The sequence below is a fragment of the Variovorax sp. IB41 genome, assembly GCF_016405905.1.
GTDB lineage: Bacteria > Pseudomonadota > Gammaproteobacteria > Burkholderiales > Burkholderiaceae_C > Variovorax.
Genome location: NZ_JAEFCB010000014.1, coordinates 40,562 through 66,150 on the forward strand (window position 1 = coordinate 40,562; position 25,589 = coordinate 66,150).

Sequence of the window (25,589 nt, forward strand, 5' to 3'; positions counted from 1 at the left end):
CCGCGGTGTGTGTCGAGACACACACTGAATCGTCGTGTTCCGTATCTGTCGGGGTGCCAGACACGGTACGGTACAAAAATCCGAAAAATCCGCGCGGCTCAGCCTGCCGCTGGTTTGACGGCCTCCAGCCAGAACAGCTTCTGCCGCATCGGCAGCGGCCCGCTGTCCTGGATGCTCGCGTGCAGCCGCTCCAGTGCGGCGCGGCATCCGTCGATGGCGAATCCGGGGCACACATAGGGCACGTGCTTCAGGTACCACGCGAACGCGCCGATGTTGTCGAACGACAGCTGCTCGGCGCCCTCTTCACTCCGTTCGATGACCAGGCCCGCGCGCGTGAGCTGATCGACCGCGGTGTCCAGTTGCCATCGCGGCAGAGCGGGCATGCGCAGGCCCAGCAGCGCATGGCAGTCGGCATTGAAGTCCGACGCGACCTGCTGCGTGACGAAGCGCCCGCCCGCCCCAAGGATGCGATGCACATCGCGCGCGACGAAAGACTCGTGGCGATTGACGACCAGATGGAACGACGCATCCGCGAACGGCAGTCGCGCGTCTTCATCGCCGGGCGCCTGCGCCGCGTTGTCGTCGGCGCCTTCGACCTCGACCACCTCCACGCCCAACGGCGCCAGGCGTTCGCGCGCGACCGCCACGTTCGGTGCCCAGCCCTCGGTCGCGACGGTGCGCGCCGGGCGGTACGCGAGCGCGCTCAGCCACTCGCCGCCGCCCGTGCCCATGTCGAGCATGTCTGGCGACTCGCGCGCATGCCGCACGACCGCGGCTTCGAAGTTCCATGGCGTGGCGGTGGTGGTGATGCGGCCGTCGCACGACAGATCCCATCCGACGAGCGGCCGCGCATCCGCATCGCGCAGCAGTTGCTCGAAGCTGCTCATCCGCGCGCCTCCAGCGCGAGATAAAAGAAAGTGGTGCCGCACGGCTCGCCCTCGGGCAGCAGCGCGAAGCCGGGGATCACGCCCACGCGCTGCCAGCCCATGCGCGCATACAGGCGCTCGGCCTCGGCGCTCGAGGTGTCGAGCACCAGCAGCGTCTTGCGATGCTCGCGCGCCGCATCCTCGGCCGCCTGCATCAGCAGCGCGCCGATGCCCCGCCGGCGCGCCCGGCGGAACACGAGCATCTTGGAGACCTCGGCGCGGTGCGGCTGGTTCTCGGGCTGGTCGAGCACGACCTGCACGGTGCCCAGCAGGCCCTCGTCGTCTTCGGCCACCAGCAGCACGCGTTCGCCGCGCGCCACGCCGTCGGCCACCTTGCGCCAGAACGCGAGGGCGCGCTCGCGCGTGATCGGCAGCATGAAGCTCACCGACGCGCCGCCTTCGACGCAATCGATCAGCAGGTCGGCCAGTGCCTGCACCTGCGCATCGCTCACCGTCGCAAGCGCACGGACGCGGGGTGTTTCGGTCGTCGTCATTTCATTCATCTCCAGGAGGTGGGGGCCGTGGTGATCACGACGGCATAGCGCGCGGTCTTGCGCGTGGGGTTGTGATAGCTCGTCGGATGGTCGAGCGAGAGCGCGAGGCAGTCGCCCGCGTCGAGGCGATGGAGCTCGTCGCCCACGGTGACTTCGATGCGGCCTTCGAGCACCCACACCTGCTGGTGGATGCGCGGTTCGCGCGCGCCGGTTTCGTAGGCCACGCGCGCCTTGGGCGGGAAGTTGACCTCGACGATCTGGATGGGAGAGATGGCGCCACCGGGCGAGACGTTGCGGCGCACATAGCCGGAGTGCGGGTCGCGCCACTGCAACTGGTCCGCGAGGCGCGAGACGGGGCTGGCGGTGGGCTCGGCATCGTCGAACAGCGAGGCGAGCGGAACGCCCAGGCCCGTGGCGAGTTTTTCGAGCAGCACGGCCGTCGGACTGCTCTCTCCGCGTTCGATCAGAGAGATCATGGAGCGGCTGACGCCGCAGTGCGTGGCCAGCGCATCGAGCGACAGCGCGCGGGAGGCGCGCAGGTCGCGCACGCGCTGGGCGATGCGGTCGTTGAGGGTGGCCGCCGGAGGGGTTGGCGTTGATTCCGTCATATTGGATGAAATATCCAATAAAAGGGAACTCGCGTCAACCCGTCATTTGTTCGGTTCGATGCCAATTCTTCGAACGAATATTCGTGAGACAGATTGCGATCATTCAACATATCACCAGCATGGATCTGACATGAGCGCCAACGACCCCGACCCCCTGCCTTCTTCGTTCATCGACTTCGCCGATGGACTGGCCCGACCTTCGGCCTTGCGCGCCCCGATCACCGCCGCCTACCGGCGCCCCGAGCCCGAGGCATTGCCCCCGCTGCTCGAACAGGCGCGCCTTCCGGCCGCACAGGCCGAAGCGGCCCATGCCCTCGCCCACCGAATCGCACTGCAGTTGCGAAACCGCAAGAACGCCAGCGGCCGCGCCGGCCTCGTTCAAGGCCTGCTGCAGGAATACGCGCTCTCGTCACAAGAGGGCGTCGCGCTGATGTGCCTGGCCGAAGCGCTGCTGCGCATCCCCGATGCCGAAACGCGCCACGCGCTGATCCGCGACAAGATCGCGCACGGACAGTGGCAGTCGCACGCAGGCCGCAGCCCCTCGGTGTTCGTCAACGCCGCGACCTGGGGCCTGCTGCTCACCGGCAAGCTGGTGGCCACGCACAGCGAGACGGGCCTCTCCACAGTGCTCACGCGCCTCATCGGCAAGGGCGGCGAGCCGCTGATCCGCAAAGGCGTGGACATGGCGATGCGCATGATGGGCGAGCAGTTCGTCACCGGCGAGACCATCGCGCAGGCGCTGGACAACGCGCGCGAGCTGGAGGCCGAGGGCTTTCGCTATTCGTACGACATGCTCGGCGAAGCGGCGCTCACCACCGACGATGCGAAGCGCTACCGCATCGCCTACGAAGACGCGATCCACGCGATCGGCAAGGCCTCGAACCACCGCGGTGTGTATGCGGGCCCGGGCATCTCCATCAAGCTCTCTGCGCTGCATCCGCGCTACAGCCGCGCGCAGCACGCCCGTGTCGTCGACGAGCTCTACCCGGTGCTGCGCGCGCTCACGTTGCTCGCGCAGCAGTACGACATCGGCATCAACATCGACGCCGAAGAAGCCGACCGCCTCGAACTCTCGTTAGACCTCTTGGAGCGCCTGTGCTTCGAGCCCGCGCTCGCGGGGTGGAATGGCATCGGCTTCGTGATCCAGGGCTACCAGAAGCGCTGCCCGTATGTGATCGATTTCGTGATCGACCTCGCGCGCCGCAGCCGCCACCGCCTCATGGTGCGCCTCGTGAAAGGCGCGTACTGGGACAGCGAGATCAAGCGCGCGCAGATCGAAGGGCTCGAGGGCTATCCGGTCTACACGCGCAAGGCCTACACCGATGTGTCGTACCTGGCCTGCGCGCGCAAGCTGCTCGATGCGCCGGGCGCGATCTACCCGCAGTTCGCCACGCACAACGCGCACACGCTCGCCGCGATCTACACGATGGCGGACCCGGCGCGCTACACGCCGGGGCAGTACGAGTTCCAGTGCCTGCATGGCATGGGCGAGCCGCTTTATGAACAGGTGGTCGGCCCGCTCGGGCGGCCGTGCCGCATCTATGCGCCCGTGGGCACGCACGAGACATTGCTCGCGTACCTCGTGCGGCGATTGCTGGAGAACGGCGCGAACACTTCGTTCGTCAATCGCATCGCGGACCCGACGATTCCGCTCGAAGCGCTGGTGGAAGATCCTGTCGCGACGGTGGAGCGCATGGCCGCGAGCGAAGGCGCTGTCGGCTTGCCGCATCCAGCCATTCCATTGCCCGCCGCGCTCTACGGCAAGCAGCGCGTCAACTCGCAAGGCATCGACCTCGCAAACGACGACAGCCTGCGCATGCTCGGCGAAACACTCCGCGCCACGGCCGCTGAACCATGGCGCGCAGAGCCGCTGCTCGCTGAAGGCGAATCGAGTGACGACGCCTCCTTTCCATGGGCCGCCGTACTGAACCCCGCAGACCATCGCGATGTCGTCGGGCAGGTGCGCGAAGCCACGCTGGCCGACGTCGAATCCGCCGTGTCGCAGGCCCAGGGCATTGCAACGACGTGGGCCGCGACGCCGCCCGCAGAACGCGCCGCACTCCTCGGCCGCGCGGCCGATCTGCTCGAAGCCCAGCAACCGCGCCTGCTCGGACTGCTCGCACGCGAGGCCGGAAAGACGTACGCCAACGCCATCGCCGAAGTGCGCGAGGCGGTGGACTTCCTGCGTTACTACGCGGCGCAGGCACGCACCGATTTCGCGAACGACACGCACCGCGCACTCGGGCCGATGGTGTGCATCAGCCCGTGGAATTTCCCGCTCGCGATCTTCACCGGCCAGGTGGCTGCCGCGCTCGCGGCCGGCAACCCCGTGCTGGCCAAGCCCGCGGAGCAGACGCCGCTGGTCGCGGCCGAAGCGATCCGCGTGCTGTGGCAGGCGGGCATTCCGCACGCGGCCGTTCAACTGCTGCCCGGCCGCGGCGAGACAGTCGGCGCTGCGCTGGTCGCCGACGCACGCGTGCAGGGCGTGATGTTCACGGGCTCGACCGAGGTCGCGCGCATCCTGCAGAAGACGCTCTCGACGCGACTCGGTGCCCACGGCGCACCCGTGCCGCTCATCGCCGAGACCGGCGGCCAGAACGCGATGATCGTGGACTCTTCCGCACTGGTCGAACAGGTCGTCACCGACGTGATGGCCTCGGCCTTCGACAGCGCCGGCCAGCGCTGCTCCGCGCTGCGCGTGCTGTGCGTGCAGGAGGAAGCGGCCGACCGGCTCATCGAGATGCTCAAGGGCGCGATGGCCGAGAGCTGCATCGGCAACCCCGCGCGGCTGGCCGTCGACGTGGGTCCGGTGATCGACGCCGAAGCGCGCGACAACATCGAGCGACACATCGCCACCCTGCGCAGCCGCGGCCGCCGCGTCTACCGGCAGGGGCGCGAGTACGCGCACGACACGCGCCGGGGCACCTTCGTGATGCCGACGCTCATCGAACTCGACAACATCGCCGAGCTGCAGCGCGAGGTGTTCGGGCCGGTGCTGCATGTGGTGCGCTTTCGCCGCCGCGACCTCGGGGCGCTCGTGGGCCAGATCAACGGCACGGGCTACGGCCTCACGCTGGGCGTGCACACGCGCATCGACGAGACCATTGCGCAGATCGTGTCGCACGCGAAGGCGGGCAATGTTTATGTGAACCGCAATATCGTGGGCGCCGTCGTGGGCGTGCAGCCGTTCGGCGGCGAAGGCCTCTCGGGCACGGGGCCCAAGGCGGGCGGTCCGCTCTACATGTACCGCATGCTGTCGAAGCGGCCGGACGACGTGCTCGTGCGCGCCATTGCAGACGCGGACCCGGGCAACGCATCGCCGACGCAAGCCGGTGCACCACATGCCGCCCTGTCGGCCTTGGCGCGATGGGCGAACGAAACGAACCGCCATGCATTGGCAATGCAATGCCAACTCTTCAGCGAGCTCTCACGCTCAGGCAGTTCGCGCACGCTGGCCGGCCCGACCGGCGAGCGCAACGTCTACACGCTGCAGCCGCGCGAAGCCGTGCTGTGCCTGGCCGATGCGGAAGCCGACCGCCTCGTGCAGCTGGCGGCCGTGCTCTCGGTGGGCAGCACCGCGATATGGCCCGCGGATGCAGGCGCGCAGAGCCTGCTCGCAGCGTTGCCCGTCGAGGTGCAGCAGTCGATCGCCATCGCGCGCGACTGGACTTCGGAGACCGTGGTCTTCGATGCCGTGCTTCATCACGGCGATGCGGCGAGCCTCTCGGGCGTTGCGCATCAGGTCGCGTCGCGGCCGGGGCCGATCGTCGGCGTGCGCGCGTTCGCGCCGGGGGATGCGGGCATTCCGCTTGAAAGCCTTGTGGTCGAGCGTGCCTTGAGCGTGAACACCGCTGCTGCCGGGGGCAATGCGAGTTTGATGACGATCGGGTGAGCGCCGCTGTGTTCAGGGCGGGTGCACAGGCCACCGGGTACTCCCCTCCGCGAATGTCCCCCGGGCTTCGCCCTCCTCCTTGATTTCGCTGCGGGGAGCACCCGATGCCCTGCGCACTGGGGCACGCTGCTGGTGATCGCAGATCAACGACCGCTCTGAAGCGCTCCCGCCGATGGTGGGCTCTGTTTCGCGAAATCAAGGAGGAGGCGAAGCCGGGGGACATTCGCGAAACAGAGCCCACCGTCGGCGGGAGTGCCGCCCCGAACAACGATCGTTACTTGTCGAACGCCGGATCGATTGGCACCCGATACCCGTTGACCAGCCGATTGGTCTCGTTCGCCATCCCGATAACGCCCATCAACTCGCCGAACATCTCGGTAGTCATGCCCGCCTTCTCCGCGCTCGCGTGGTGGCTCGCGATGCAGTAGCCGCAGCCGTTGGTCACGCTCACCGCGAGGTAGATCATTTCCTTGACCACCGGGTCGAGCGCGCCGGGCGCCATCACTTCCTTCAGGCTCGACCAGGTGCGCTGGAGCGCGACCGGATCGTTGGCCAGGTACTTCCAGAAGTTGTTGACATCGGGCACGTTGCGCGAGGTCTTGATGTCGTCGAACACGGCCTTGACCTCGGCGGAAGCGTTCGCGTAGTCGATCGGTTGGGGCTTCATCGAATCTCCTGAATCAGTGATGGTTCGTAAACATTTGGTAGCTGTTCGTTCACAGTCATTGTGAATTAGGTCCTTTGTTGGCGCGGCCTCGGTTCATACATTGGTGACCTTCATAAATTAACGCATCCAAAGGGTGCGTCAGGGGGAAACAATCATGGATCGAGGATTCAGGCGTGCTGTCGTCTTGGCGGCAGGCATGCTCACCGCAAGCGCATGGGCCGACGTCACCATCGGCGGCAACACCTACGTCGCGGGCTCGGGCGCCGTGTGCAGTTCGACCGGTGCCGGGCCCACGTGGTCGTGCCAGGTGCCCAACGGCAACGGCGGCATCGCGCTCGTGAGCGGCGTGCCCGGCGACCCCGTCAATGGGGGGCCCGATGCAACAGCGCTGCAGACCATCGTGAGCGGCAACCTGGGCAACAGCGCCGTGCTGCTCGGCGACACCACCACCAAGGCCACCGGCTACGGCAGCGTGGCGACGGGCATCGATGCCAAGGCGACCGAGACCTATGCGACAGCGCTGGGCTCCACGAGCACGGCCGCAGGCGTGAGCAGCACCGCCGTCGGCAACGTGGCGCAGGCCTTCGGCACCAACGCGACCGCCCTCGGCGCCAACACCACCGCGGTGGCCACCAGCAGCCTGGCCGCGGGCGATCGCGCCACCGCGAGCGACATCAACGCCACCGCGCTCGGCGCGAACACGCAGGCGCAGAAAAAGAGCAGCCTGGCAGCCGGCGACCGCGCGAACGCGAACGGCATCAACGCCGCGGCGCTCGGTGCCAACAGCCAGGCGCTGGCCGACAGCGCGCTCGCCGTGGGCGACTTCGCAACGGCCACCGCCGTCTCCAGCGTGGCGGTGGGCTTGCAAAGCACGGCCTCGGGCACGTCGGCGATTGCGCTGGGCACCGGCACCATCGCCAGCAGCACGGGCGGCGTGGCGCTCGGCGCGGGCGCCATTGCCGATCGCGCGGGCATGGGCGGCAAGGCCGAGCTGTTCTCCAACACCGCGGTGAGCTCGACGCAGGGCGCCATCTCCATCGGCAGCGCGGGCGGCGAGCGGCAGATCACGAATGTGGCGGGCGGCACGCAGGCGACCGACGCGGTCAACGTGCGGCAGCTGCAGGCGGTGCAGTCGCGCGCGGTGAACTACGGCACCAACGTGGATGGCAGCGTCAACTACAACCAGGTCACGCTGGGCAACGGGCAGGCGCCGGGCGGCACCACCATCTCGAACGTGGCGCCCGGCGTGGCCGGCACCGATGCGGTCAACGTGAACCAGCTGAACGCGCAGGGCAGCCAGGTCAACCTGCAGAACAACCAGCTGCGCAACGAGATTCGCGCGACGCAGCGCGACGCCAATGCCGGCACCGCCGGCGCGATGGCGATGAGCGGCATGCCGCAGGCGTACATACCCGGCAAGAACATGGTCGCGGCCAGCGTGGCGGGCTACGAAGGCCAGAACGCGATCGCCATCGGCTACTCGAGCATCACCGACAACGGCCGCTGGGTGATGAAGCTCACCGGCTCGGCCAACTCGCGCGGCAGCGTCGGCCTGACCGCCGGTGCCGGGTTCCAGTGGTGAGCAACGAGAAATTCAAGAGACCTTTCATGACACACGCAAAACAACCACGCATGCTTCGCACTTCCATCGCCATGATCGGCACCACCGCAGCGCTCTTCGCGCTGCAAGGCTGCACTTCTTACGTGAGCCGTGGCATCACCGACGAAGGCAAGGCCAGCGAGGTCGTCTGGCCGAAAGCCGACGACGCATGGCAGAACGAAGGCAGCTTTCCGAACCGCGAGAACCTGCGCGCCATCGGCCCCGGCGCGACCAAGAACCAGCTCTACGAGCTCATCGGCCGCCCGCATTTCTCCGAGGGCATGGCGGCCGTGCGCGAGTGGGACTACATCTTCCATTTCCGCTCGGGCAACGGCGTGACGACCTGCCAGTACAAGGTGATCTTCGATCGCAACTACCAGGCGCGCAGCTTCCACTGGCTGCCCGAGTTCTGCGGCAAGCTGGGCGCCTAGCCTGAACTACGCGGCGCGGAAAACGGGCGATGACGACATCGGCAGCCTGAGGTTGATCGCGTCGTCCGCATAGAGGATCGCGAAGGCCTTGCGCTTCTCGTTGAAGTTCACGCTGGCGCCCGCGTGGTGCAGCGAGCGGTAGTTGAAGGCCACCACGTCGCCCGCATCGACCTCGTAGCCCACGATGTCGAAGGCGCGGCGGTTGGCCTCGATGTCGCGCACCTCGAAGCGGCCGGCCCAGCCGTACTCGGCCTTCCACAGGTGCGAGCCGCGCACCACCTCGATGCCCGTCTCGCGCGGCACGTGGTCCACCGGCATCCACACGCGCACGATGCGGTGGCTGTCCGCGAGGCCGTACGAAGTGTCCTGGTGCCAGGGCGTCGCGCCGATGGCATCGCCATCGAAGAGCTGGTCGTAGATCCAGCGCAGCCGCCGCGTCACGGTCAGCTGCCGCGCGACCTCGCCCGCGCCGGTCTCGAACATCACCTGTTCGTGCTCGACGCCGTCCTGCGCGCGCCGCACCCACTCGGGCGAGATGATCTGGCGCAGGCACACCACGCCGTCCCGCAGAAAGCGCAGGCGCTCGTCCATGCGGACGTCGCGAAGCAAGGGGTTGGTCATGAGATCTCCAAGGGTCGCCTCGCCTGTTTCAGAGGCTGAGAGGTCGTCCGGCGTGACCGAGCAGCCCCCGCAAGCGGCCCCAATCAAGGCGCAAAGCGCAGCCATAGCTCGGGCTATGGCGAGCATTTGCAACGCAGAGTGGGGCCGTTTGCGGGGGATGAGCGGTCATGTCGGATGGCCTCTCAGCCTCTCAGGCCTTGTCTCGGCGCTCGCATGAAAACGAAGAGCCAGCCGATCATCAACGCGGCCATGCATGCAAAGCCCAGCGTCATCGCGTGGATGGTCTGGATGTACGAGATCGGCGCGTTCGCCATGCGCATCGCGATGCCGAACACCACCGCGCCCACGACCGAGCAGAACAGCAGCGCGCCCGGCCGCGCCGCGGCACGGAAGCCCGTGCGCAGGCACATGGTGAGACCGAAGATGGCAGGCGCGTAATAGAACGGCGAGAAGTCCATATGCCGGTAGTTCTCGCCGAAGGCCAGCACCACGAGGTGCGGCCCGACGAGGCCCAGCACCACGCCGCCCACTTCGGCGATCGCGAAGCCCAGCAGCACGAACATCACGAAGAGCCGGTGCACGCTCTTGCGGTCTTCGGCATGCCAGCGCGCCGCCAGTTGCGGCAGCAGGTAATAGCCCAGCGCCGCGAGCACGTACTGCATCGGCAACAAGAAGGTGATGTAGATCTTCAGCAGCCCGCCCTGCTCCGAATCGGCCGACGAGCCCAGCAGCAGGATGGCACCGCCCGTCATGATCCAGCTCATGAACTGCGAGAGGCTGGCCTTCCAGCCGTAGGCCATCGACTCCTTCACGGTGAGCCCCTGCGCAGCCTTGGCAGCAGGCAGCGTCGGCATGACGTTGCGCAGGTTCAGCAGCACGAGAACGAGGAACGGCAGCTGAAGCAGTGAGACCAGCAGCAGCGCCTCGCCCCACGTCGCGGGCTTCTCCACGCCGAGCACCGCGACATACCCCACGCAGATCAGCACGCCGGTCGCGCACAGCATCGCGTAGCGCCGCCCCGTGAGCAGCAGGCTGCGCGAGAGCCAGAAGATTTCGTAGCCCACGATGAGCGCGATGCCCACCCAGCGCACCTGCCCCGGAAACACGATGAGCTGCCAGCACAGGTACCCCGCGAGCGAGAGGAGCGCGACCAGCGCCCAGCTCGTCCACGCGGCGGACCGGCTCACGTAGAAGCGCCGGATGAGCAGCGGCTCATGCACCATCGCCGTGTGCAGGATGTACTGGAAGCTCACGACCGCGAGAAAGGCGGAGGCCACGCCGAAATCCGAAGGCGACAGCACACGCGCGAGCGCGAAGCTCAGGAGCAGCTGGCTCGCGCTGTAGATGCACTGGTCCGCAATCGCGAAGACGGGCCCGCCCAGACGTTTGCGGATGCCGGAAAGACGCGCCATCGCGTCTAGTCCGAGATCGACAGCAGCACGGGATAGGCCGAGGCCTTCGCGGAGAACCCGCCGTCCGTGCGGGGGCCGCAACTGCCGCGGCGCACCTGCGGGAAGAAATCGACGCGCGTGCACTTCTTGCCTTCGGCGACGGGCACGGTCACGGACTTCTCGTTGTCCTGCGTCCACAGCACGTGCAGCAGCGCGTCGTCACGCTTCAAGACCAGCTGGTTCACGCCCTTCGCGTCGTCGTACGACACCTTCTTCGAATGCCGGGCGATCTTGAGGAATTCGGTCAGCGCGGAGAACGCCTCCTTCTTCTCGCCCGCGTTCGACATGATCCCGAAGTTGTCTTCCTTGGAGAACGACGAGCGGCCGCGATCGCGCCACGCATACAGGTTCAAGAGCTTGATGCCGGCCGCGGCGTTGATGAGGTACTCGCGGAACACCAGCGACGCCTGCGTGCTCTGGCTGCGCACCGGAAGGTACGAGGCATAACCCCATTCGGAGACGGCGATGCCGGTCTTTTTGAGGTCGCGCTTGTCGAGCTGTGCGCGCAGCTTCTCGTAGTCGCCGAAGGCGGTCTCGGGCACCGGGCGGTAAGGGTGGATGGAAATGTCGGTCAGGCAATCGGACTTGGCGGCCGAGACGAACGCGTTCTCCAGCTGCGTCGGCACCTTGCCGCCCACGAAGGGCAGGTTCGCGAAACCGAAGCCCACCACGATGTTGGGTTGCACCTTCTGTTTGGCCATGTTGGCGCACAGCTCCGACGACGCGGTCTCGAAGTCCGCGAGCAGCGCGGGGTTCAGGAAGGTCTTGTGGTCCGGTTCGTTCCACACCTCCCACACGGCCACGTCGCCCGTGTGCGCCTTCATGAAGTTGACCGCGAAATCGGAGAAGAGACTCTCCTTGCGCGCGCCCTCGCGCCAGTCCTTCGGGCCCAACCCCCAGATCGCGCTGCCGCCGAAGAGCGTGACGATCGCGTCGAGCTTCGCGTTGCGCACGCGCTGGATGAGGCGCGGGTAGTCGATGAGGTTCGGGTTCACGCTCTTGAGCGGCGGCCGCACGCCGAAGCGCACGAACTCGAAACCCGCCGCGCGGATGTCGTTGAGGTCCGCATCGGTGATGGTGGCCGGGTCGATCTGCACGCTCAGCGCGACCGGGTAATCGGTGTCGATGCCGCTCACGCCGCGCGCTTGCGCAGGGCTCATGAAGGCAGCGGACAGACACGCGCACGACAGCAGCGCCGCTTGCAGCACGCGGCGGGTTCGGTTTCTGAAAATCTTCATCGGAGAACCGACTCCTTGTAGAGGTTGACGATGGCCGTGTTCATGCGCTGCGAGGTGAACTTCTCTTCGAAGATTCGCCGGCCGGCCTGCCCCATCTGGCGCAGGGCCGCGTCGGAGAGGCCGTCGATGTCGCGCAGCGTCTGGTCCATCTGTTCGAGGGAAAAGAGCCGGCCGCTGGTGCCGTGCGCCACGATGTCGACGAGCCCGCCGACGGCCGATGCGAACACCGGCTTGCCGCGCGCCATGGCCTCGACCGCGACGAGGCCGAAGCCCTCCCAGCGCGAGGGCACGATGGTGGCGTCGCACGCGCGGTAAACGGCATCGAGTTCGTCCTTCTCCAGCCAGCCCTTGAATTCGACCTGGTCGGATTGCGCGAGGGTCAAGTCCTTGCGCACGGAATCGCCCACCACGATGAGCTTGAAGTTCGGCTTCACGCGCACGTAGGCATCGAGCAGCGCGTCGATGCCTTTCTGCTTGTCCAGGCGGCCGACGAACAGCACCTTGCGCGGTTCGGCGAGCGCGAGTTGGGCCGACGCCGGCTCGCTGCCCTCGATCTGGTCGATGCCGTTCGGAATGCAGCGCACATGCTGGATGCCGAACTTCTCGGCCACCCGCGTCTCGTGGTCGCTGATGCAGATGATCGCGTCGCTGCGCCACGAGAGCATTCGCTCGATCCAGCGGTAGGCCAGCGTCTTGTACGCGGGGCCGGTCTGGTCGAAGGCCCAGCCGTGCGAGCAATAAACGATCTTCACGCCGCGCGGCACCTGCCCGAGCAATGCCATGGCGCGCACCACGCCGCCGGCGATCGAGCTGTGCAGGTGCAGCACGGCCGGGCGTTCGGTCGCGATGATCCGGCGCACTTCCCTCGCATACGCCAGCAGCGCCGAGGCCTTGCGCGCCGTGGGCACGACGTGGGTGTTTTCCGCGCCCAGCCAGTCCACCTGCCCCGGCAGCACGAACTTCACCTGGCTGATTTCCGGCGAGGTGTTCTGGTAGCGCGAGACGATGCGCAGGTACGTCTCCAGCCCGCCCTTGAGCGTCTCGGCAACGTGCAGTACTTTCATGGTGGCGCGCCTCGCGTCAGATGAGGGCGTGCGTGCCGGCGATGACTTCGCCCTTCAGCGCATCGAGCCGCTCGCGGTTTGCATTCCTGTCCTGCAGCAGTTGCAGCACCGAGGCCTTGAGCTGGTCGGGGCGCGGCGACAGGTCGAACAGGTATTGCGTGCGCCCCGTGAGGCGGAAGAACGACTCGACCTTCTTGTCCCAGTTCATCCCCACCGACGGAATGTTCAGGCTGTAGGCCACGATGTTCGCGTGCAGCCGGTGCGCCGCGATGCACGAGCACGCGCTGATGAGCGCCACCAGGTCGTCGGGGCGCTTGGGCACGAGGAAGGCAGAGTTCTGCGCAGCGTTCTCGCCGGACTGCCGCGCGGAAATCTCGGCCATCACGCGATTGTCTTCGGCCGCGCCGTTGGTGAAGTAGAGAACGCGCGCGCCTTCCTTCTGCAGCGCCTCGGCCAGGTTGGCGAAGAAATCGGCCGAGCCGATGGCGTTCGCGTCGCCGTACTCCGAGTTCATGACCAGCGCATCGAGGCTGCTCACGCAGATGCCCACGTCCCACTTCTTCTCGGGCGAAAGCTCCTCGGAAAAAGCGCTCTCGCAGACCAGCGCCGGATCGGGCACCACGCGAATGTCGGGCCGGGGGATGCGGAAGATGTCGTGCAGGTTCTTCGCGGACTCCGCATCGCGCGTCGCGAAGAAAACCGGCGCCGCGTTCTTGAAGAACTTGTTGACCAGCACCTTGCCCCAGTACGACCACTTGGCCGTGACGCCCACCGACACCACCGCCACCCGCTTGCCGCGCAGCAGCCGGCTCAAGAGGAACAGCTTGGCCGGGAAGTTCAGCGCCACGTCGCAGAAGAGCTGCCCGCCGCCGACGATGACCAGGTCCGCGTCGCTCACGGCCGCCTTCCAGTGCGGGCGCCAGCGCTGGAAGTAGTTCTTCAGGCAATACGCGAACACGATGGCCGAGCGCACGAGCGCCGGCAGCTTCTGGAACACGCCGAACGCGCCGCCGCCGCGCAGGTTGTCTTCGTCGAATCCGTGGCGCCCGGCAATGTCGAGGAATTCGATCTGGGCGTCCGGGTATTTGAGGCCGGCAATGTGCGCCAGCGACGCGGCAATGACCCCGTCGCCCAGGTTGTCGCTGAATGGCACAGCGCAAATCAGGATTTTTTTCATGGTAGGAATGGTTTTCTCGCTGCGACCTTGATGGCGATGAGATAGAGCAGCACCGAGGTCAAATGCCGGGTAAAACTCCCCAGATCGGGCTCGAAGATCAATTGCACCAGGATGTGCGCAATGAACAGGCTGGCGAAGAATCTGACTTCGAATCGGTCATGCCCGCGCCGGGCTTTTTTCCGGGCGCGGTAAAGAATGACCAGCATCGCGCCGATCATCAATTGCATGAAGAAGTCGCTCGCCGTCTGGAAATACAGAACGGGCGTGATCAATACCGTTCCGGCATAGACGTAATTGACCAGGAATCCGGGGCCGGTGGCCGGCGAGGCGATATTGGTGAATGCCGTGCGGTTGTCGCTGCCGATTTGTTCCGCATAGGCATTGGACGTGTCGCGTGGCGATTGCAGTGTCTGCAAAACGCTGGACGGCGCCGCCATGATGGCGCCCGCCGCAACAATGGCCGCCAGCAAATGGTATTTGAGCGGGCGGCGCCAGAGCCAATAGACGCCGAAGAACACGCCGACGATCAGCAAATAGTATTGGCGTACGAAGATCCCGTACACCACGTAAAGAAAGAGGAACGACGCGAAGGTGAATTTTTTCGATGTCCGGAAATAGATCGCCGACACGGTGATGAACATCGTCATGATGAGCACCACGGTTTCTTTCGACGGCGCAAACATGTTGAGCATGATGCACGGCGCAATCAGCAGCAGCCGCGAAAAGAAATCGCCGGCCCGGCGGATATCGTGCGTCGCGAAGAATAGGAACAGCGCGCTCACCAGGCAGGTGAAGATATCCAGGTTGTCCACGCCGATGAGGCCGAACAATGCCGCGGTGACCGCGAACGAATTGTCCAGATCCCCGCCCGCGCCGCCGTAATTCAGGATCTCGATGATCTTGGCCGAATCGACGCTCCATTTTTCGGGAAGCGATTCCCGGAAAAAAGCATAGATCAGCACGTACACGACCACGAGCGCAATGCCCGCGATCGAATATTGATTGAAACGCCGGCCCCTTCCGGGCCTGGGCATATTTCTCCGGGGCGTGATTTCGCCGGGCGGTCTTCCCGCAATGGCAGGACTCGTCAGCATATGGATTCCATTCCGAACATTCGAAGACAAAAATTCCCCTGCACCGGCCGCTTTCCAGCGCTGGTTTTTTTATTCTTCTTTGGTTGTCGCGGCCGCCATTCGCGGCCGCAGCCGACGAATTTCTATTCGTGCGGCCCGGCGAAATTCATCATCGCGACCCGTGCCCCACGGCCACCACCCAGATCGTCTTGATGAAGATGTCCACGTCCTTCACCACGGACAGCGTCTCCACATACCGCACGTCCAGGGCGACGCGGGCGTTGTAGGTCAGCTGGTTGCGGCCACTCACTTGCCAGAGGCCGGTGATGCCCGGCCGCACGGCGCAGTAGTGGCTCCAGTCGTGCCCGTAGAGCGATTTCTGCTCGAGCATGCAGGGGCGTGGGCCGATGAGGCTCATTTCGCCGATCAGCACATTCCAGAATTGCGGCAATTCGTCCAGGCTGGTCTTGCGGATGAATTTGCCGAAAGGCGTGATCCGCGGGTCTTTTTCCAGCTTCTGGTATTCGTCCCATTGCCGGCGCGCTTCCGGGTTGTTTTTCAGATGCTCCTCGAGCACCTGCGCCGAATTGGCCGTCATCGAGCGGAATTTCCAGAACCGGAATACCTTCCCGTCTTTTCCATAGCGTGGCTGCGAATAGAAAACGGGCGCGCCGGAACTCACCATCACGCACAGGCCGATCAGCACGAACACCCAGCCGAAGGCGATGAAGAAGAAAAGCGCGGCGGCAATGTCCACCGATCTTTTGCCGATGCGGAGCAATACCGGGTGATTGACCCGGTTCTGCCCGATATCGTAGGGCGATTCGCTGTGGTGGTTTTCCGAATTGTCCCAGCCTTGCGGGACCAGTGATTCTTCGGGGCGGAGGTTTCTCATGGCTTTCTCCATCCAGATCTGAAACGCGAAAGAATTTCTTTCGGAAGGTATTTCATTGGCGACGCACCTTTCCTCATGCAGGCAATTTCAATAGCCTGCATCTCTTCGGTTATGGCCCTGATTTTTTGTGGCCGACACGACCCGCACAACTGCCTCATGGCTCCTGCATTGCAGAAGCTATTGCGCGGCCAACGGACTACGGAAAATGTAGGAAAAATGAATGACTATTCATTGGTACTACATTTTTTTGAGTGAATACAATTTGAGTATGGGCTCGATGCGCCCGCCAGAATGTCAAGCGCATCGAATTGAATTTAACTCCAATTTTTCACGGTCTAGGTGGAATCCCTGTTGGATTTATATGTGTATTGTAAATGCTTGTAAGCGCCGTACTTATAGCCCCCACTGCCCGCATGGCGGCGCGATAGGTCGATAGCATTCAGAATTACGCCGTTCACCGAACGGCCCGCATGCGCAAGCCTTCTGACGGTTTCATTCAATTCCCCAAGCTGTGTCTTTTCGGCACGCGCGACCAGCAGCAAGGTGCTCGCGAGCGGCGCCACCGAGGCGGTATCCGCGGCCACCAATACCGGCGCCGTATCGACGATCACGAGGTCGTAGGCGGGCGATAGTTTGTCCAGAACGTGGACAAAAGACTCACTCATCAGCAATTCGGCCGGATTGGGCGGCAGCACGCCGGTGGTGATGACATCCAGGTTCGGCAGCACCGACGGGCGCACGGCCTTCTCGAAATCGAGCGTTCCTGCTATCAATTCCGACAATCCGCCGGCGCGCGGAATCGAGAGGAATTGATTGACGCGGCCTTTTCGCAAATCGGCGTCAATCAAAAGAACTCTTTTACCGGTCGCAGCGCTGATCGCCGCGAAATTCACCGAAATAAACGTTTTGCCTACACCGGGCGTCGCACCCGAAATAAGCAGCCGGTTGTTGGTCGCCTCCAGCATGGCGAACTGCAGCGCGGTGCGCAGGCTGCGCAGGCTCTCCACCGCCGGGTCTTCGGGTTGCAGGTGCGAGAGCACGTGCAGGCCGGCGACCTTGTTCTCGATGTTGCGGTCGAGCGTGCGCTGCGCGGCGCTCAGCGGAATGCTGCTGTAGACGTTCAGGCCCGTGTGCGTCTCGATCTCGCCGGGGTTGCGGATGCCGCCGAAGAACGAGCTGCGCGCCACCGCGGCGCCGATGCCGGCGGCCAGCCCCAGGATCAGCGCGAGCGCGACGACCAGCGGGCGCTTGGGCCACACCGGCTCCTCGGGCACGATGGCTTCGTCGAGCAGGCGCACGTTGCCCACCTTACCCTCCTTGGCCAGGCGCATCTGCAGCGAGCTGTTCAGCAGCGACACGTACAGGTCGGTGTTCACCTTGATGTCGCGCTGCATGCGCACGGTGTTCTGCTGCAGCTCGGGCATCTTGCGGATGCGCGCGTCGATGCCGGCGATGGCGCTCTTCCAGGCCCGCACTTGCGTGTCGAGCGTCTGGATGGCCGGGTGCTCGTCGGTGAAGCGCGCGGCGAGCTCGCGGCGCTTCTGCTCGGCCTCCAGCAGCTTGGACTGCAGGTCGACGGTTTGCGTGAGCGCGTTCTTGGCCTCGTCGTCCAGGCTCACCGTGCCGTTCTGGTTGCGGTAGCGGTTGTAGATGTCTTCGGACTGCTCCAGCTGCGTCTTGAACTGCGGCAGCGCGGTATCGAGGAAGCCCAGCGTCTTCTCGGCCTCGGCCGCCTTGCGCTCCATGTTCTGGCGCACGTAGAGCGTGCCGATCTCGTTGAGCAGCTGCGTGAGCTTCTCGGGGTCGGCGCTCTTCCAGCTCACGTCGAGCACGCCCGACTGCTTGCCCTTTTCGACGACCTTCAGCGCGTCCTGCAGCGCGAGCAGCGTCTTCTGCGTGGACGAGCGCACGAGCTGGAACTGCGCGCCCGGCTTGCCGCCGAGGCTGGTGACCATGAGGCTCAGGCTGCCGTTCGCGACGTTGGGAATGTTCGCCGACAGCAAGGTGCCGACGGTGCCCTTCATCGGCGTCTCGATGTCGGGGTGGCTCAGCTCGTACTGGCCGTTGGTGCCGACGGTGAGCTTGAACGGTTGCTCCTCGAAGTCGGGCGGCACGTCGAAGCGCGGCACGAGGATGCTTTCGGTCCCCGTGACGTACCCCGAGAGCCCCATGAAGCCCGGCTCCGACAGCTCGGTGGCGCGGCGCGAGAGGTAGCTCCCCACGAAGGGCGCATAGCGCGGCCGCGCGCTGATGTAGAGCTTGGTGTTGTCCACCGCCTTGCCCAGGATGGCGCGCGATCGGAGGATTTCGATTTCGCCCGCGGCCGGCGTCTTCACGCTCAGGAGCGACGAGGCCGCATCGCCGAGGAAACTGCCCGCGGAGTTGCCCGAGTCTTCCACCTGCACCGCGAGGTTGCCTTCGTAGACGGGCTTGCCCAGCAGCGCATAGGCGGTGCCCAGGAAGAGAAAAACGACGACCACGGCCGCGACGAGCCAGCGGTTGTCCACCAGGATGTCCCAGTACTCCGCGAGGTTGATGCCCTCGCCGTCGTCGTCCGGCGCTTGCATCGCTGGGGCGGCTTGCGGGGATGCGTTCATATGGTTTGCTGCTCAGGTTTTGTGATCTTCAGGACGCGGTCGATCCACGTCCGTGCGCCGGCGTCGATGAGGGCCAGCGCCCGCTCGAACGCGGCGTCGCCCTGCCGGTAGGGGTCGGGCACGTCCTGGGCCATGGTGTCGGCGATGCGGAACACCTTGCCGCGCACGAACGGGTAGGCCGACTCCAGGTAGCGGCGCTGCGCCAGGTCCATCACCAGGATGAGGTCGGCCTGGCGGCACAGCATCTGGCTGACCTGCTGGGCAACGTGGCCCGAGATGTCGATGCCGCGCGCGCGCATGAGCGCCTGCGCGGTGGCGTCGGCGGGTTTGCCCACCAGCGCGCCGGTGCCCGCGGACACCACGCGAAGGTGCGGCAGGCCCGCCGCGAGCAGGCCCTCGGCCATCGGGCTTCGGCAGATGTTGCCGATGCAGACTGTGAGCACGGTTTTCATCGGCGGCTCATCGGTGGTTCATGTAGATGCGGTCGCCGATGTCCATGACCTGGGCGGCCGGCAGGATCAGGCTGGCCACGCGGTTCCAGCTCACCAGCGGCACCGAGTCGATGTAGACGACGTCGCGAGGCTGCAGCGGGAAGCGGTCGGCCAGCGCGAGCGCGGCGGGGTTCTTCGCGTTCAGGTGGAACACCGCGGGCGTGCCCTTGGCGGTGTTGCGCACCACGTAGATCTGGCCCGGGTTGGCCGTGCCCAGGTTGGCGCTGCCGGCTTCGCCGAGCGCCTCGTTCAGCGAGAGGCGCCCGTTGTGCATGAGCAGCGCCGAGGGGCGCAGCACTTCGCCCATCACCACCACCTTGCTCTCGTCGCGGTTGCGCACCTGCACCACGTCGCCGTTCTGCAGCGGGATGTCGCCCGCGCCGTTGCCCAGGTCCTGCAGGCGCGTGAGATCGACCAGCGTGGTGCGGTCGCCGCGCGTGAGCGTGACGAACGAGCGGTCGCCGTTGGCGGTGATGCCGCCCGCGCGGTTGAGCGCCTCGGCCAGCGTCATCGGCACGTCGGTGAAGATCTGCAGCCCCGGCGTGCGCACCTCGCCCTCGACGAAGGCGCGGCGGCTGCGGAACGACTGGATGCGCACCGTGACCTGCGGCTCCTTGATGTAGCGCGCGATGCGCCTGGCGATGAGGTCGGAGGCCTCGATTTCGGTGAGGCCCTGCATCTTCACGCGGCCGATGTAGGGAAAGCTGATCTCCCCGTTGGCGCCCACGATGAAGCCCGGCGCCACGCTGATGCCGGTCGGGTCGACCTGCTGGGTGATGACGGCGCCGGCGTTGGGCAGGAGCTCGGGGTGGTCGTAGACGATGACGCCCACGACGTCGCCCGGCCCGATGGTGTACGGGGCGGCCTCGCCGAACAGCGCCTTCACGTCGGAGGGCACCGCGGTGGGTTGCGCATCGGCCATCGCGCGGATGAGCGCCGGCGAAATGGGCGTGAGCGCGCCTTCGGGCGAGCCGTCGGCGGACAGCGCGGGCGCGGGGCTCTGGTCGGGCTCGGAGGCCGCCAGGGTGCCGAAACCCGGTGCGCAGCCCTGGAGCAACATCGCGCCGGCCAGGGCGACGCTCCACCCCATCAGGTACACGTAGCGTGTCAAATTGATCTCCATTGCAAAACTGGTTTTTTCAACCACTGCGGTTCATATGCAAAGGTCGAGCCCGATTGATGCGGGAGGTCGCCTTTGGATCGCGGCGCACTTCAAAGCGAGCCTGTGCTTTATCGGTACGCGGTCGAAAACCCAATTGTCGCTGCGGCCGAAGACCTTCTTTTTCGTCGCAGAGGCGAAAAAATCGTGTCTATTCGTGGCGCAACCCTGCGCCGTGCGGGGTTATCTCCCATCGCACTCTCCGGAACATCGTTTTCATTGGGAAAACGGCCGCTGGAACAGCATTCCGGAATGCAATTGAGGCGATTGAAATGGCGACTTATTAATTACCCCGGCGCGTGGGGCGATCGTCGCATCCAGACCACGAAATCCTGGATTCAAGGGTTTTTGACCTTGCGTCCCGTTTTTGTAAGATTTTGTATTTTCGTGCAACCCCTCGAATGGAGCGCGCCCCTGAACTTGGGGTACCCTGTTCGCGAACCGGGTGCGGCGGCACCACAAGGGGCACCTCGCCAACCATTTCCGCCCGGTTTTGAATTGCTGTAGGTTCTTCGGTCTACTTCGAATTGATGCGGCTGCGGGCGGGGGCAGCACCAGGATCGTGCAACGATTGCACACGAAATAAAATGAATGATTTCAGATTCATTTTGAATTGAAACTTTCGTAGTGTTATTTGAATTCCGGTAATTCGAATGCCACGGAATTTTCGTAATTCCGTCATGCAAAACCTGTCTAATCGGACGCAATGACAGGAGGAGGCATGAAAAAGAATTCAACGCCGGTGCACCGCAATGGAATGGCGCATTTCCAGGAATTGGGCGCGCTCGGCCGCGGCCAATAAATGCAAAAGGCCTCACGAAGAGGCCTTGGGTGGGGATGTTCCGCCGAGCGAGTGGCGGAACAGGGGGCGCGGCTTACTGCTCTTCGTCGTTGCCGCCTTGGCCGAGCTGGTCTTTGGTGGCGCGAACGCCGCGCAGCACCAGGTAGAGGGTGATGCCGACCAGCACCAGGAACACGGCCAGCGCCCAGCCGCCCATGCCGAAGGCCCACCACCAGAACAGGCCGCTCAGTGGCAGCAGCACCAAGGCCAACAGCAATTCGATGAAGATCAAGCGCATCTGTCTCTCCCCCTTCGCTCGGGCACGCGTCAGCCCCAGGATGTGTAAAAAATCGCTACGCGTGTCGGGTGCGAGAGGATAGCTCAAGAAAAGTGAAGGATAGGCAGGTTCCGGGACGCTGCCTACAGAGTATTCCGGGGCAACCTGCATGCGGCCTGACTGCGCATGCCGCGCCGCCGCTCACGCCCGCGCAGAGGCGCGGAATTCGCCCGGCGTCATCCCCTGGAGGCGCCGGAAGTGGCGGTTGAAGTTCGAGATGTTGTTGAACCCCACCTCGTAGCAGATGCTGCTCACTTGCTGGCGCGTCGAGGCCAGCAGGCGGCAGGCCGTGGCCACGCGCAGGCCGATCACGAAATCGGTGAAGGTCTGGCCGGTGGCGCGGCGAAAGCTGCGCGAGAACGCGTTCTCCCGCATCCCCACGATCGCGCCCACTTCGCCCAGCGACATCGCCTCGGCGTAGTTGTCGCGGATGTGGTCCATCGCCTTGTGGATGCGCACCGCGTGGCCGTGCTCGTCGGCCCCTTCGCCATGGAGCGCAGGCGCCTCGTCGGCGAGCAGCCGGTAGTCGGTCCACTGCGCGAGTTCGTTCAGCAGCACCGTGAATTCGGAAAAACGCGCGAGCCCCTGCAGCGATGCGATGCGGCGCAGCCGCGCGAGCGTGCCTTCGCCCAGGCCTACGAACTGCACGCCGCGCCGCGCGCGCGCCAGGAGCGGCCCCGCATCGCCGAGCTCGGGAAAAAGCACCATGCCGCGGCGCAGCGGCTCGTCGCCGAAGCGCAGCACGATGCCGTCCGCATCGCCGCCGGACATCGCCCGGTGCGCGAACGCCATGGTGTGCGGCAGGTGCGGGCCGAGCAGCACGACGGTGCCGGGCGCGAAGCGGTGCGTCTCCTTGCGCGCGCCGCTGCCGATGCGAAGGCTCGCGGGCATCGTGCCGATCAGGTGCAGCTCGTGGTCGTGCAGGCAGCGCGGCTCGTGCGCGCAAGGCGTGAGCGGGAGCGCGACGGCGGGTTCGCAATGGACCGTGTTCAGCAAGACCGCATCTCCAATCTGCAGCGAAAGCGACGGGCCGCGTCAGCCCTGGCGCGCCGGCGGCGGCGCGGCGGTCTGCTGCTGGAACGCGGCCAGCAGCCGGTACTCCTCGCCCAGCTTGCGCGGCAGCGACAGGTACACCGGCAAGAGCTGCCGGTAGAGCGCGGCGTTCTTCGCATTGGGCGTGTGGCGGTGCGTGGCGCCGACCATGCCCGCGACCACGTCGAGCGAATCGACGTGGCCCAGCGCATAGAGCCCGAGCACCGCGGCGCCCAGGCACGAGCTCTCGAAGCTCTCGGGCACCACCACCTCGCGGTCGAACACGTCGGCCATCATCTGGCGCCACATGCCCGAGCGCGCGAAGCCGCCGGTCGCCTTGATGTGCGCGCTGCGCCCCGCGATGGACTCGACCGCCGGCAGGATGCTGTAGAGGTTGAAGATCACGCCCTCCAGCACCGCGCGGATCATGTGCTCCTTGCGGTGGTGGATGCCCAGGCCGAAGAAGGAGCCGCGCAAATCGGCGTTCCAGTAGGGCGCGCGCTCGCCGGTGAGAAAAGGGTGGAAGACGAGCCCCTCGGAGCCGGCCGACACGCGCTCGGCGATGCGCGTGAGCACCTCGTAGGTGTCGATGCCCAGGCGCTTGGCGGTCTCGGCCTCGGCCGAGGCAAACTCGTCGCGCACCCAGCGCAGGATGATGCCGCCGTTGTTCACCGGACCGCCCACCACCCAGCGCCGCTCGGCGAGCGCATAGCAGAAGGTGCGGCCCTCGGGGTCGGTCATCGGGTGGTCGACCACGGTGCGCATCGCGCCGCTGGTGCCGATGGTCACGGCCACCTCGCCGGGCGCGACCGCGTTCACGCCCAGGTTGGAGAGCACGCCGTCGTTGGCGCCGATGACGAAGGGCGTGTCGGCCGCAAGGCCCAACTGCGCCGCGACGTCCGCCGCGAGGCCCTCGATGTGCCAGGTGGTCGGCACCGGGCGCGGCAGCTGCTCGGCGCGCACGCCGGCCAGCGCGAGCGCGCCTTCGTCCCAGTCGAGCCGCTCCAGGTTGAAGAGCCCGGTGGCCGAGGCGATCGAATAGTCGACCTGCCACTGCCCGAAGAGCCGGAAGAACACGTACTCCTTGATGCCGACGAAGCGTGCCGCGCTGGCGAAGAGTTCGGCGCGCTCGTGGCGCAGCCACACCAGCTTGACCAGCGGCGACATCGGATGGATCGGCGTGCCGGTGCGGCGGTAGATCGCGTCGCCGTCCCATTCGTCGCGAATGCGTCCGGCCCATGCCGAGGCGCGGTGGTCGGCCCAGGTGATGCTGCGCGTGAGCGGCGCGCCCGCGGCGTCCACCAGGACGAGGCTGTGCATCGCCGCGCTGAAGGACACCGCGAGCACGTCGCCCGGCGCGGCCTGGCAGGCCTTCACGCAGCCGGCGATGGTCTGCAGCACGGCCTGGAAGATCTGCTCGGGGTCCTGCTCGGCGGCCGCGGCCTCGGGCTGCAGCAGCGGGTACTCGGCCGCGTCGTGCGCCAGCACGCGCCCGGCCGGCGTGAAAGCCACCGCCTTGGTGCTGGTGGTTCCGATGTCGACCCCGATGACGATGCGGCCCATGGCGTTGGTCTCCTTGCTTGCGATGGCGTTCAGCCGGCCATGCTAGACGACCATGCCCAGAAGCATGATGAAGACGATGGCCACCACCGAGATCAGCGTCTCCATCACCGTCCAGGTCTTGAAGGTCTCGGCCACCGTCATGTTGAAGTACTGCTTCACGAGCCAGAAGCCCGCGTCGTTCACGTGCGAAAGAATCAGCGAGCCCGCGCCCGTGGCCAGCACCAGCAGCTCGCGGTTCACGCCCGGCACCATGGTGGCGAGCGGCGCGACGATGCCCGCGCCCGTGATGGTGGCGACCGTGGCCGAGCCCGTGGCGATGCGGATCACGCCCGCCACCAGCCAGGCCAGCAGGATCGGCGAGACCTGCGCCTGCAGCGCCATGTGGCCGATCGCGTTGCCCACGCCGCTGGCCACCAGCATCTGCTTGAAGCCGCCGCCCGCGCCGATGATGAGCACGATGGCCGCGGTGGGCGCGAGGCTGTCGTCCACGAACTTCATGATCTGCTTGCTCGTGAACCCGCGCGCCGTGCCGAAGGTGTAGAGCGAGAGCAGCAGCGCCGCCAGCAGCGCGGTGATCGGGTGGCCGATGAAGTCCATCCACTGGCGCACGATGTTCTTCTCGTCCAGCGCCACGTCGGCGAAGGTCTTCAGCAGCATCAGCGCCACCGGCAGCAGCACCGTGACCAGCGTGATGCCGAAGCCCGGCAGCTCGCGCGCCTCGGGCTCGCGCGCCAGTTGCGCCAGCAGTTCGGGCGATGCCTCGCCCGGCACGTATTTCGAGATGAACTTGCCGAAGATCGGGCCCGCGATCATCGCGGTGGGCAGGCCGACGATGAGGCCGTAGAAGATGGTCTTGCCGATGTCGGCGCCGAACACGCCGATTGCCAGCAGCGGCCCCGGGTGCGGCGGCACGAGGCCGTGCACCACCGACAGGCCCGCCAGCAGCGGAATGCCGATGCGGATGAGCGACACGCCCGTGCGCCGCGCCACGATGAACACCAGCGGAATCAGGAGCACGAAGCCGATCTCGAAGAAGAGCGGAATGCCCACCAGGAAGGCCGCGAACATCATGGCCCAGTGCACGCGCTCGCGGCCGAAGGCGTCCACCAGCGTGCGCGCGATGCGGTCGGCGCCGCCCGACTCGGCCATCATCTTGCCCAGCATGGTGCCCAGGCCCAGCACGATGCCCACGAAGCCGAGCACGCCGCCGAAACCGTCCTGGAAGGACTTCATCACCAGGTCCACCGGCATGCCCGAAGTGAGGCCCAGGAACCCCGCGGCCAGCGTGAGCGCGATGAAGGGGTGCACGCGCCAGCGCGTGATCAGAAGGATGAGCCCGAGGATCGCCACCAGGGCGTCGACGAGCAGGAAAACCTCTTTGCTCATTCCGAACATTCCGAACATGTCTTGTCTCCTGAGTCCGGGGGCTGCGAGGGCGCCCGGTGGGTGGAACGACGGCGGGGACAGCGCTATCCCGCACAATCCAAAAAAA

General features: G+C 65.9%; 22 protein-coding genes. 4 read left to right on the forward strand and 18 right to left on the reverse strand.

All coding sequences use genetic code 11. The features are described 5' to 3' along the window. Nucleotides 1-98: 98 nt before the first annotated feature. From JC881_RS22570 to JC881_RS22580, 3 genes are read right to left on the reverse strand one after another with little or no spacing between them, the layout of a single operon-like run. Complete coding sequence (locus JC881_RS22570) at nucleotides 99-887, reverse strand: class I SAM-dependent methyltransferase (protein WP_198787915.1); 789 nt, start codon at nucleotides 885-887, stop codon at nucleotides 99-101. Next, nucleotides 884-1,429, reverse strand: coding sequence for a GNAT family N-acetyltransferase (locus JC881_RS22575; protein ID WP_198787916.1), 546 nt, complete (start codon nucleotides 1,427-1,429; stop codon nucleotides 884-886). The genes JC881_RS22570 and JC881_RS22575 overlap by 4 nt, the downstream gene beginning before the upstream one ends. Continuing rightward, on the reverse strand, nucleotides 1,426-2,028 hold the full coding sequence (locus JC881_RS22580) for a helix-turn-helix domain-containing protein (RefSeq protein ID WP_198787917.1): 603 nt from the start codon (nucleotides 2,026-2,028) through the stop codon (nucleotides 1,426-1,428). Before JC881_RS22580 ends, JC881_RS22575 begins: the two co-directional genes overlap by 4 nt. 58 nt (nucleotides 2,029-2,086) lie before the next feature. Between JC881_RS22580 and putA the strand changes: the two genes are divergently transcribed. Continuing rightward, nucleotides 2,087-5,920: a trifunctional transcriptional regulator/proline dehydrogenase/L-glutamate gamma-semialdehyde dehydrogenase gene (gene putA, locus JC881_RS22585; RefSeq protein ID WP_443083369.1), complete on the forward strand. Its 3,834-nt coding sequence runs from the start codon at nucleotides 2,087-2,089 to the stop codon at nucleotides 5,918-5,920. 274 nt (nucleotides 5,921-6,194) lie between these two features. On the opposite strand, the gene JC881_RS22590 is transcribed toward putA, so the two are convergent. Continuing rightward, nucleotides 6,195-6,587, reverse strand: coding sequence for a carboxymuconolactone decarboxylase family protein (locus JC881_RS22590; protein ID WP_198787919.1), 393 nt, complete (start codon nucleotides 6,585-6,587; stop codon nucleotides 6,195-6,197). A 196-nt stretch (nucleotides 6,588-6,783) separates the two neighbouring features. On the opposite strand from JC881_RS22590, the gene JC881_RS22595 reads away from it, so the two are divergent. Continuing rightward, nucleotides 6,784-8,169 (forward strand): YadA family autotransporter adhesin, encoded by a 1,386-nt coding sequence (locus JC881_RS22595; RefSeq protein ID WP_198787920.1) that lies wholly within the window; start codon nucleotides 6,784-6,786, stop codon nucleotides 8,167-8,169. Between the two features lie 50 nt (nucleotides 8,170-8,219). Further along, the gene (locus tag JC881_RS22600; protein WP_198787921.1) at nucleotides 8,220-8,618 is read left to right on the forward strand and encodes an outer membrane protein assembly factor BamE; all 399 of its coding nucleotides are present in this window, start codon (nucleotides 8,220-8,222) and stop codon (nucleotides 8,616-8,618) included. 6 nt (nucleotides 8,619-8,624) lie between these two features. On the opposite strand, the gene JC881_RS22605 is transcribed toward JC881_RS22600, so the two are convergent. From JC881_RS22605 to JC881_RS22650, 10 genes are all read right to left on the reverse strand, one after another. After that, the gene (locus JC881_RS22605) at nucleotides 8,625-9,239 is read right to left on the reverse strand and encodes a phytanoyl-CoA dioxygenase family protein (RefSeq protein WP_198787922.1); all 615 of its coding nucleotides are present in this window, start codon (nucleotides 9,237-9,239) and stop codon (nucleotides 8,625-8,627) included. Nucleotides 9,240-9,421: 182 nt separating this feature from the next. After that, complete coding sequence (locus JC881_RS22610; RefSeq protein WP_198787923.1) at nucleotides 9,422-10,651, reverse strand: hypothetical protein; 1,230 nt, start codon at nucleotides 10,649-10,651, stop codon at nucleotides 9,422-9,424. 5 nt (nucleotides 10,652-10,656) lie between these two features. Further along, nucleotides 10,657-11,928: a hypothetical protein gene (locus tag JC881_RS22615; RefSeq protein ID WP_198787924.1), complete on the reverse strand. Its 1,272-nt coding sequence runs from the start codon at nucleotides 11,926-11,928 to the stop codon at nucleotides 10,657-10,659. Beyond that, complete coding sequence (locus JC881_RS22620) at nucleotides 11,925-12,992, reverse strand: glycosyltransferase (protein WP_198787925.1); 1,068 nt, start codon at nucleotides 12,990-12,992, stop codon at nucleotides 11,925-11,927. Before JC881_RS22620 ends, JC881_RS22615 begins: the two co-directional genes overlap by 4 nt. Before the next feature lie 16 nt (nucleotides 12,993-13,008). Continuing rightward, entirely contained in the window at nucleotides 13,009-14,169 is a 1,161-nt protein-coding gene (locus tag JC881_RS22625) for a polysaccharide pyruvyl transferase family protein (protein ID WP_198787926.1), read from the reverse strand. Then, on the reverse strand, nucleotides 14,166-15,263 hold the full coding sequence (locus JC881_RS22630; protein ID WP_233101977.1) for a hypothetical protein: 1,098 nt from the start codon (nucleotides 15,261-15,263) through the stop codon (nucleotides 14,166-14,168). Before JC881_RS22630 ends, JC881_RS22625 begins: the two co-directional genes overlap by 4 nt. Before the next feature lie 148 nt (nucleotides 15,264-15,411). Beyond that, the gene (locus tag JC881_RS22635) at nucleotides 15,412-16,137 is read right to left on the reverse strand and encodes a sugar transferase (RefSeq protein WP_198787927.1); all 726 of its coding nucleotides are present in this window, start codon (nucleotides 16,135-16,137) and stop codon (nucleotides 15,412-15,414) included. A gap of 335 nt (nucleotides 16,138-16,472) precedes the next feature. Beyond that, nucleotides 16,473-18,734, reverse strand: coding sequence for a polysaccharide biosynthesis tyrosine autokinase (locus tag JC881_RS22640; protein ID WP_198787928.1), 2,262 nt, complete (start codon nucleotides 18,732-18,734; stop codon nucleotides 16,473-16,475). Next, nucleotides 18,731-19,186: a low molecular weight protein-tyrosine-phosphatase gene (locus JC881_RS22645; protein ID WP_198787929.1), complete on the reverse strand. Its 456-nt coding sequence runs from the start codon at nucleotides 19,184-19,186 to the stop codon at nucleotides 18,731-18,733. The genes JC881_RS22640 and JC881_RS22645 overlap by 4 nt, the downstream gene beginning before the upstream one ends. A 7-nt stretch (nucleotides 19,187-19,193) precedes the next feature. Beyond that, nucleotides 19,194-20,348: a polysaccharide biosynthesis/export family protein gene (locus JC881_RS22650; RefSeq protein WP_198787930.1), complete on the reverse strand. Its 1,155-nt coding sequence runs from the start codon at nucleotides 20,346-20,348 to the stop codon at nucleotides 19,194-19,196. A 72-nt stretch (nucleotides 20,349-20,420) separates the two neighbouring features. On the opposite strand from JC881_RS22650, the gene JC881_RS22655 reads away from it, so the two are divergent. Further along, entirely contained in the window at nucleotides 20,421-20,891 is a 471-nt protein-coding gene (locus JC881_RS22655; protein ID WP_198787931.1) for a hypothetical protein, read from the forward strand. Nucleotides 20,892-21,259: 368 nt separating this feature from the next. Here JC881_RS22655 and JC881_RS22660 read toward each other — a convergent pair whose 3' ends face one another. The 4 genes from JC881_RS22660 to JC881_RS22675 all read right to left on the reverse strand — a co-directional run bounded on the left by JC881_RS22660 (nucleotide 21,260) and on the right by JC881_RS22675 (nucleotide 25,492). Further along, entirely contained in the window at nucleotides 21,260-21,463 is a 204-nt protein-coding gene (locus JC881_RS22660) for a hypothetical protein (protein WP_198787932.1), read from the reverse strand. A gap of 180 nt (nucleotides 21,464-21,643) precedes the next feature. Then, a complete protein-coding gene (locus JC881_RS22665; RefSeq protein ID WP_233101979.1) occupies nucleotides 21,644-22,498 on the reverse strand; it encodes an AraC family transcriptional regulator in 855 nt (284 codons plus the stop codon). A gap of 39 nt (nucleotides 22,499-22,537) precedes the next feature. Next, nucleotides 22,538-24,097, reverse strand: coding sequence for a gluconokinase (gene gntK / locus JC881_RS22670; protein ID WP_198787933.1), 1,560 nt, complete (start codon nucleotides 24,095-24,097; stop codon nucleotides 22,538-22,540). Between the two features lie 42 nt (nucleotides 24,098-24,139). Next, nucleotides 24,140-25,492 (reverse strand): GntP family permease, encoded by a 1,353-nt coding sequence (locus JC881_RS22675; RefSeq protein WP_198788038.1) that lies wholly within the window; start codon nucleotides 25,490-25,492, stop codon nucleotides 24,140-24,142. Nucleotides 25,493-25,589 lie beyond the last annotated feature (97 nt).

Coding starts and splice junctions, on each gene's coding strand:
- JC881_RS22600 (WP_198787921.1), top strand. CDS start 8,220: ATGCTTCGCACTTCCATCGCCATGATCGGCACCACCGCAGCGCTCTTC.
- JC881_RS22635 (WP_198787927.1), bottom strand. CDS start 16,137: ATGAGAAACCTCCGCCCCGAAGAATCACTGGTCCCGCAAGGCTGGGAC.
- JC881_RS22605 (WP_198787922.1), bottom strand. CDS start 9,239: ATGACCAACCCCTTGCTTCGCGACGTCCGCATGGACGAGCGCCTGCGC.
- JC881_RS22675 (WP_198788038.1), bottom strand. CDS start 25,492: ATGTTCGGAATGAGCAAAGAGGTTTTCCTGCTCGTCGACGCCCTGGTG.
- JC881_RS22630 (WP_233101977.1), bottom strand. CDS start 15,263: ATGCTGACGAGTCCTGCCATTGCGGGAAGACCGCCCGGCGAAATCACG.
- putA (WP_443083369.1), top strand. CDS start 2,087: ATGCCAATTCTTCGAACGAATATTCGTGAGACAGATTGCGATCATTCA.
- JC881_RS22625 (WP_198787926.1), bottom strand. CDS start 14,169: ATGAAAAAAATCCTGATTTGCGCTGTGCCATTCAGCGACAACCTGGGC.
- JC881_RS22640 (WP_198787928.1), bottom strand. CDS start 18,734: ATGAACGCATCCCCGCAAGCCGCCCCAGCGATGCAAGCGCCGGACGAC.
- JC881_RS22570 (WP_198787915.1), bottom strand. CDS start 887: ATGAGCAGCTTCGAGCAACTGCTGCGCGATGCGGATGCGCGGCCGCTC.
- JC881_RS22660 (WP_198787932.1), bottom strand. CDS start 21,463: ATGCGCTTGATCTTCATCGAATTGCTGTTGGCCTTGGTGCTGCTGCCA.
- JC881_RS22590 (WP_198787919.1), bottom strand. CDS start 6,587: ATGAAGCCCCAACCGATCGACTACGCGAACGCTTCCGCCGAGGTCAAG.
- JC881_RS22615 (WP_198787924.1), bottom strand. CDS start 11,928: ATGAAGATTTTCAGAAACCGAACCCGCCGCGTGCTGCAAGCGGCGCTG.
- JC881_RS22580 (WP_198787917.1), bottom strand. CDS start 2,028: ATGACGGAATCAACGCCAACCCCTCCGGCGGCCACCCTCAACGACCGC.
- JC881_RS22575 (WP_198787916.1), bottom strand. CDS start 1,429: ATGAATGAAATGACGACGACCGAAACACCCCGCGTCCGTGCGCTTGCG.
- JC881_RS22650 (WP_198787930.1), bottom strand. CDS start 20,348: ATGGAGATCAATTTGACACGCTACGTGTACCTGATGGGGTGGAGCGTC.
- JC881_RS22595 (WP_198787920.1), top strand. CDS start 6,784: ATGCTCACCGCAAGCGCATGGGCCGACGTCACCATCGGCGGCAACACC.
- gntK (WP_198787933.1), bottom strand. CDS start 24,097: ATGGGCCGCATCGTCATCGGGGTCGACATCGGAACCACCAGCACCAAG.
- JC881_RS22610 (WP_198787923.1), bottom strand. CDS start 10,651: ATGGCGCGTCTTTCCGGCATCCGCAAACGTCTGGGCGGGCCCGTCTTC.
- JC881_RS22645 (WP_198787929.1), bottom strand. CDS start 19,186: ATGAAAACCGTGCTCACAGTCTGCATCGGCAACATCTGCCGAAGCCCG.
- JC881_RS22620 (WP_198787925.1), bottom strand. CDS start 12,992: ATGAAAGTACTGCACGTTGCCGAGACGCTCAAGGGCGGGCTGGAGACG.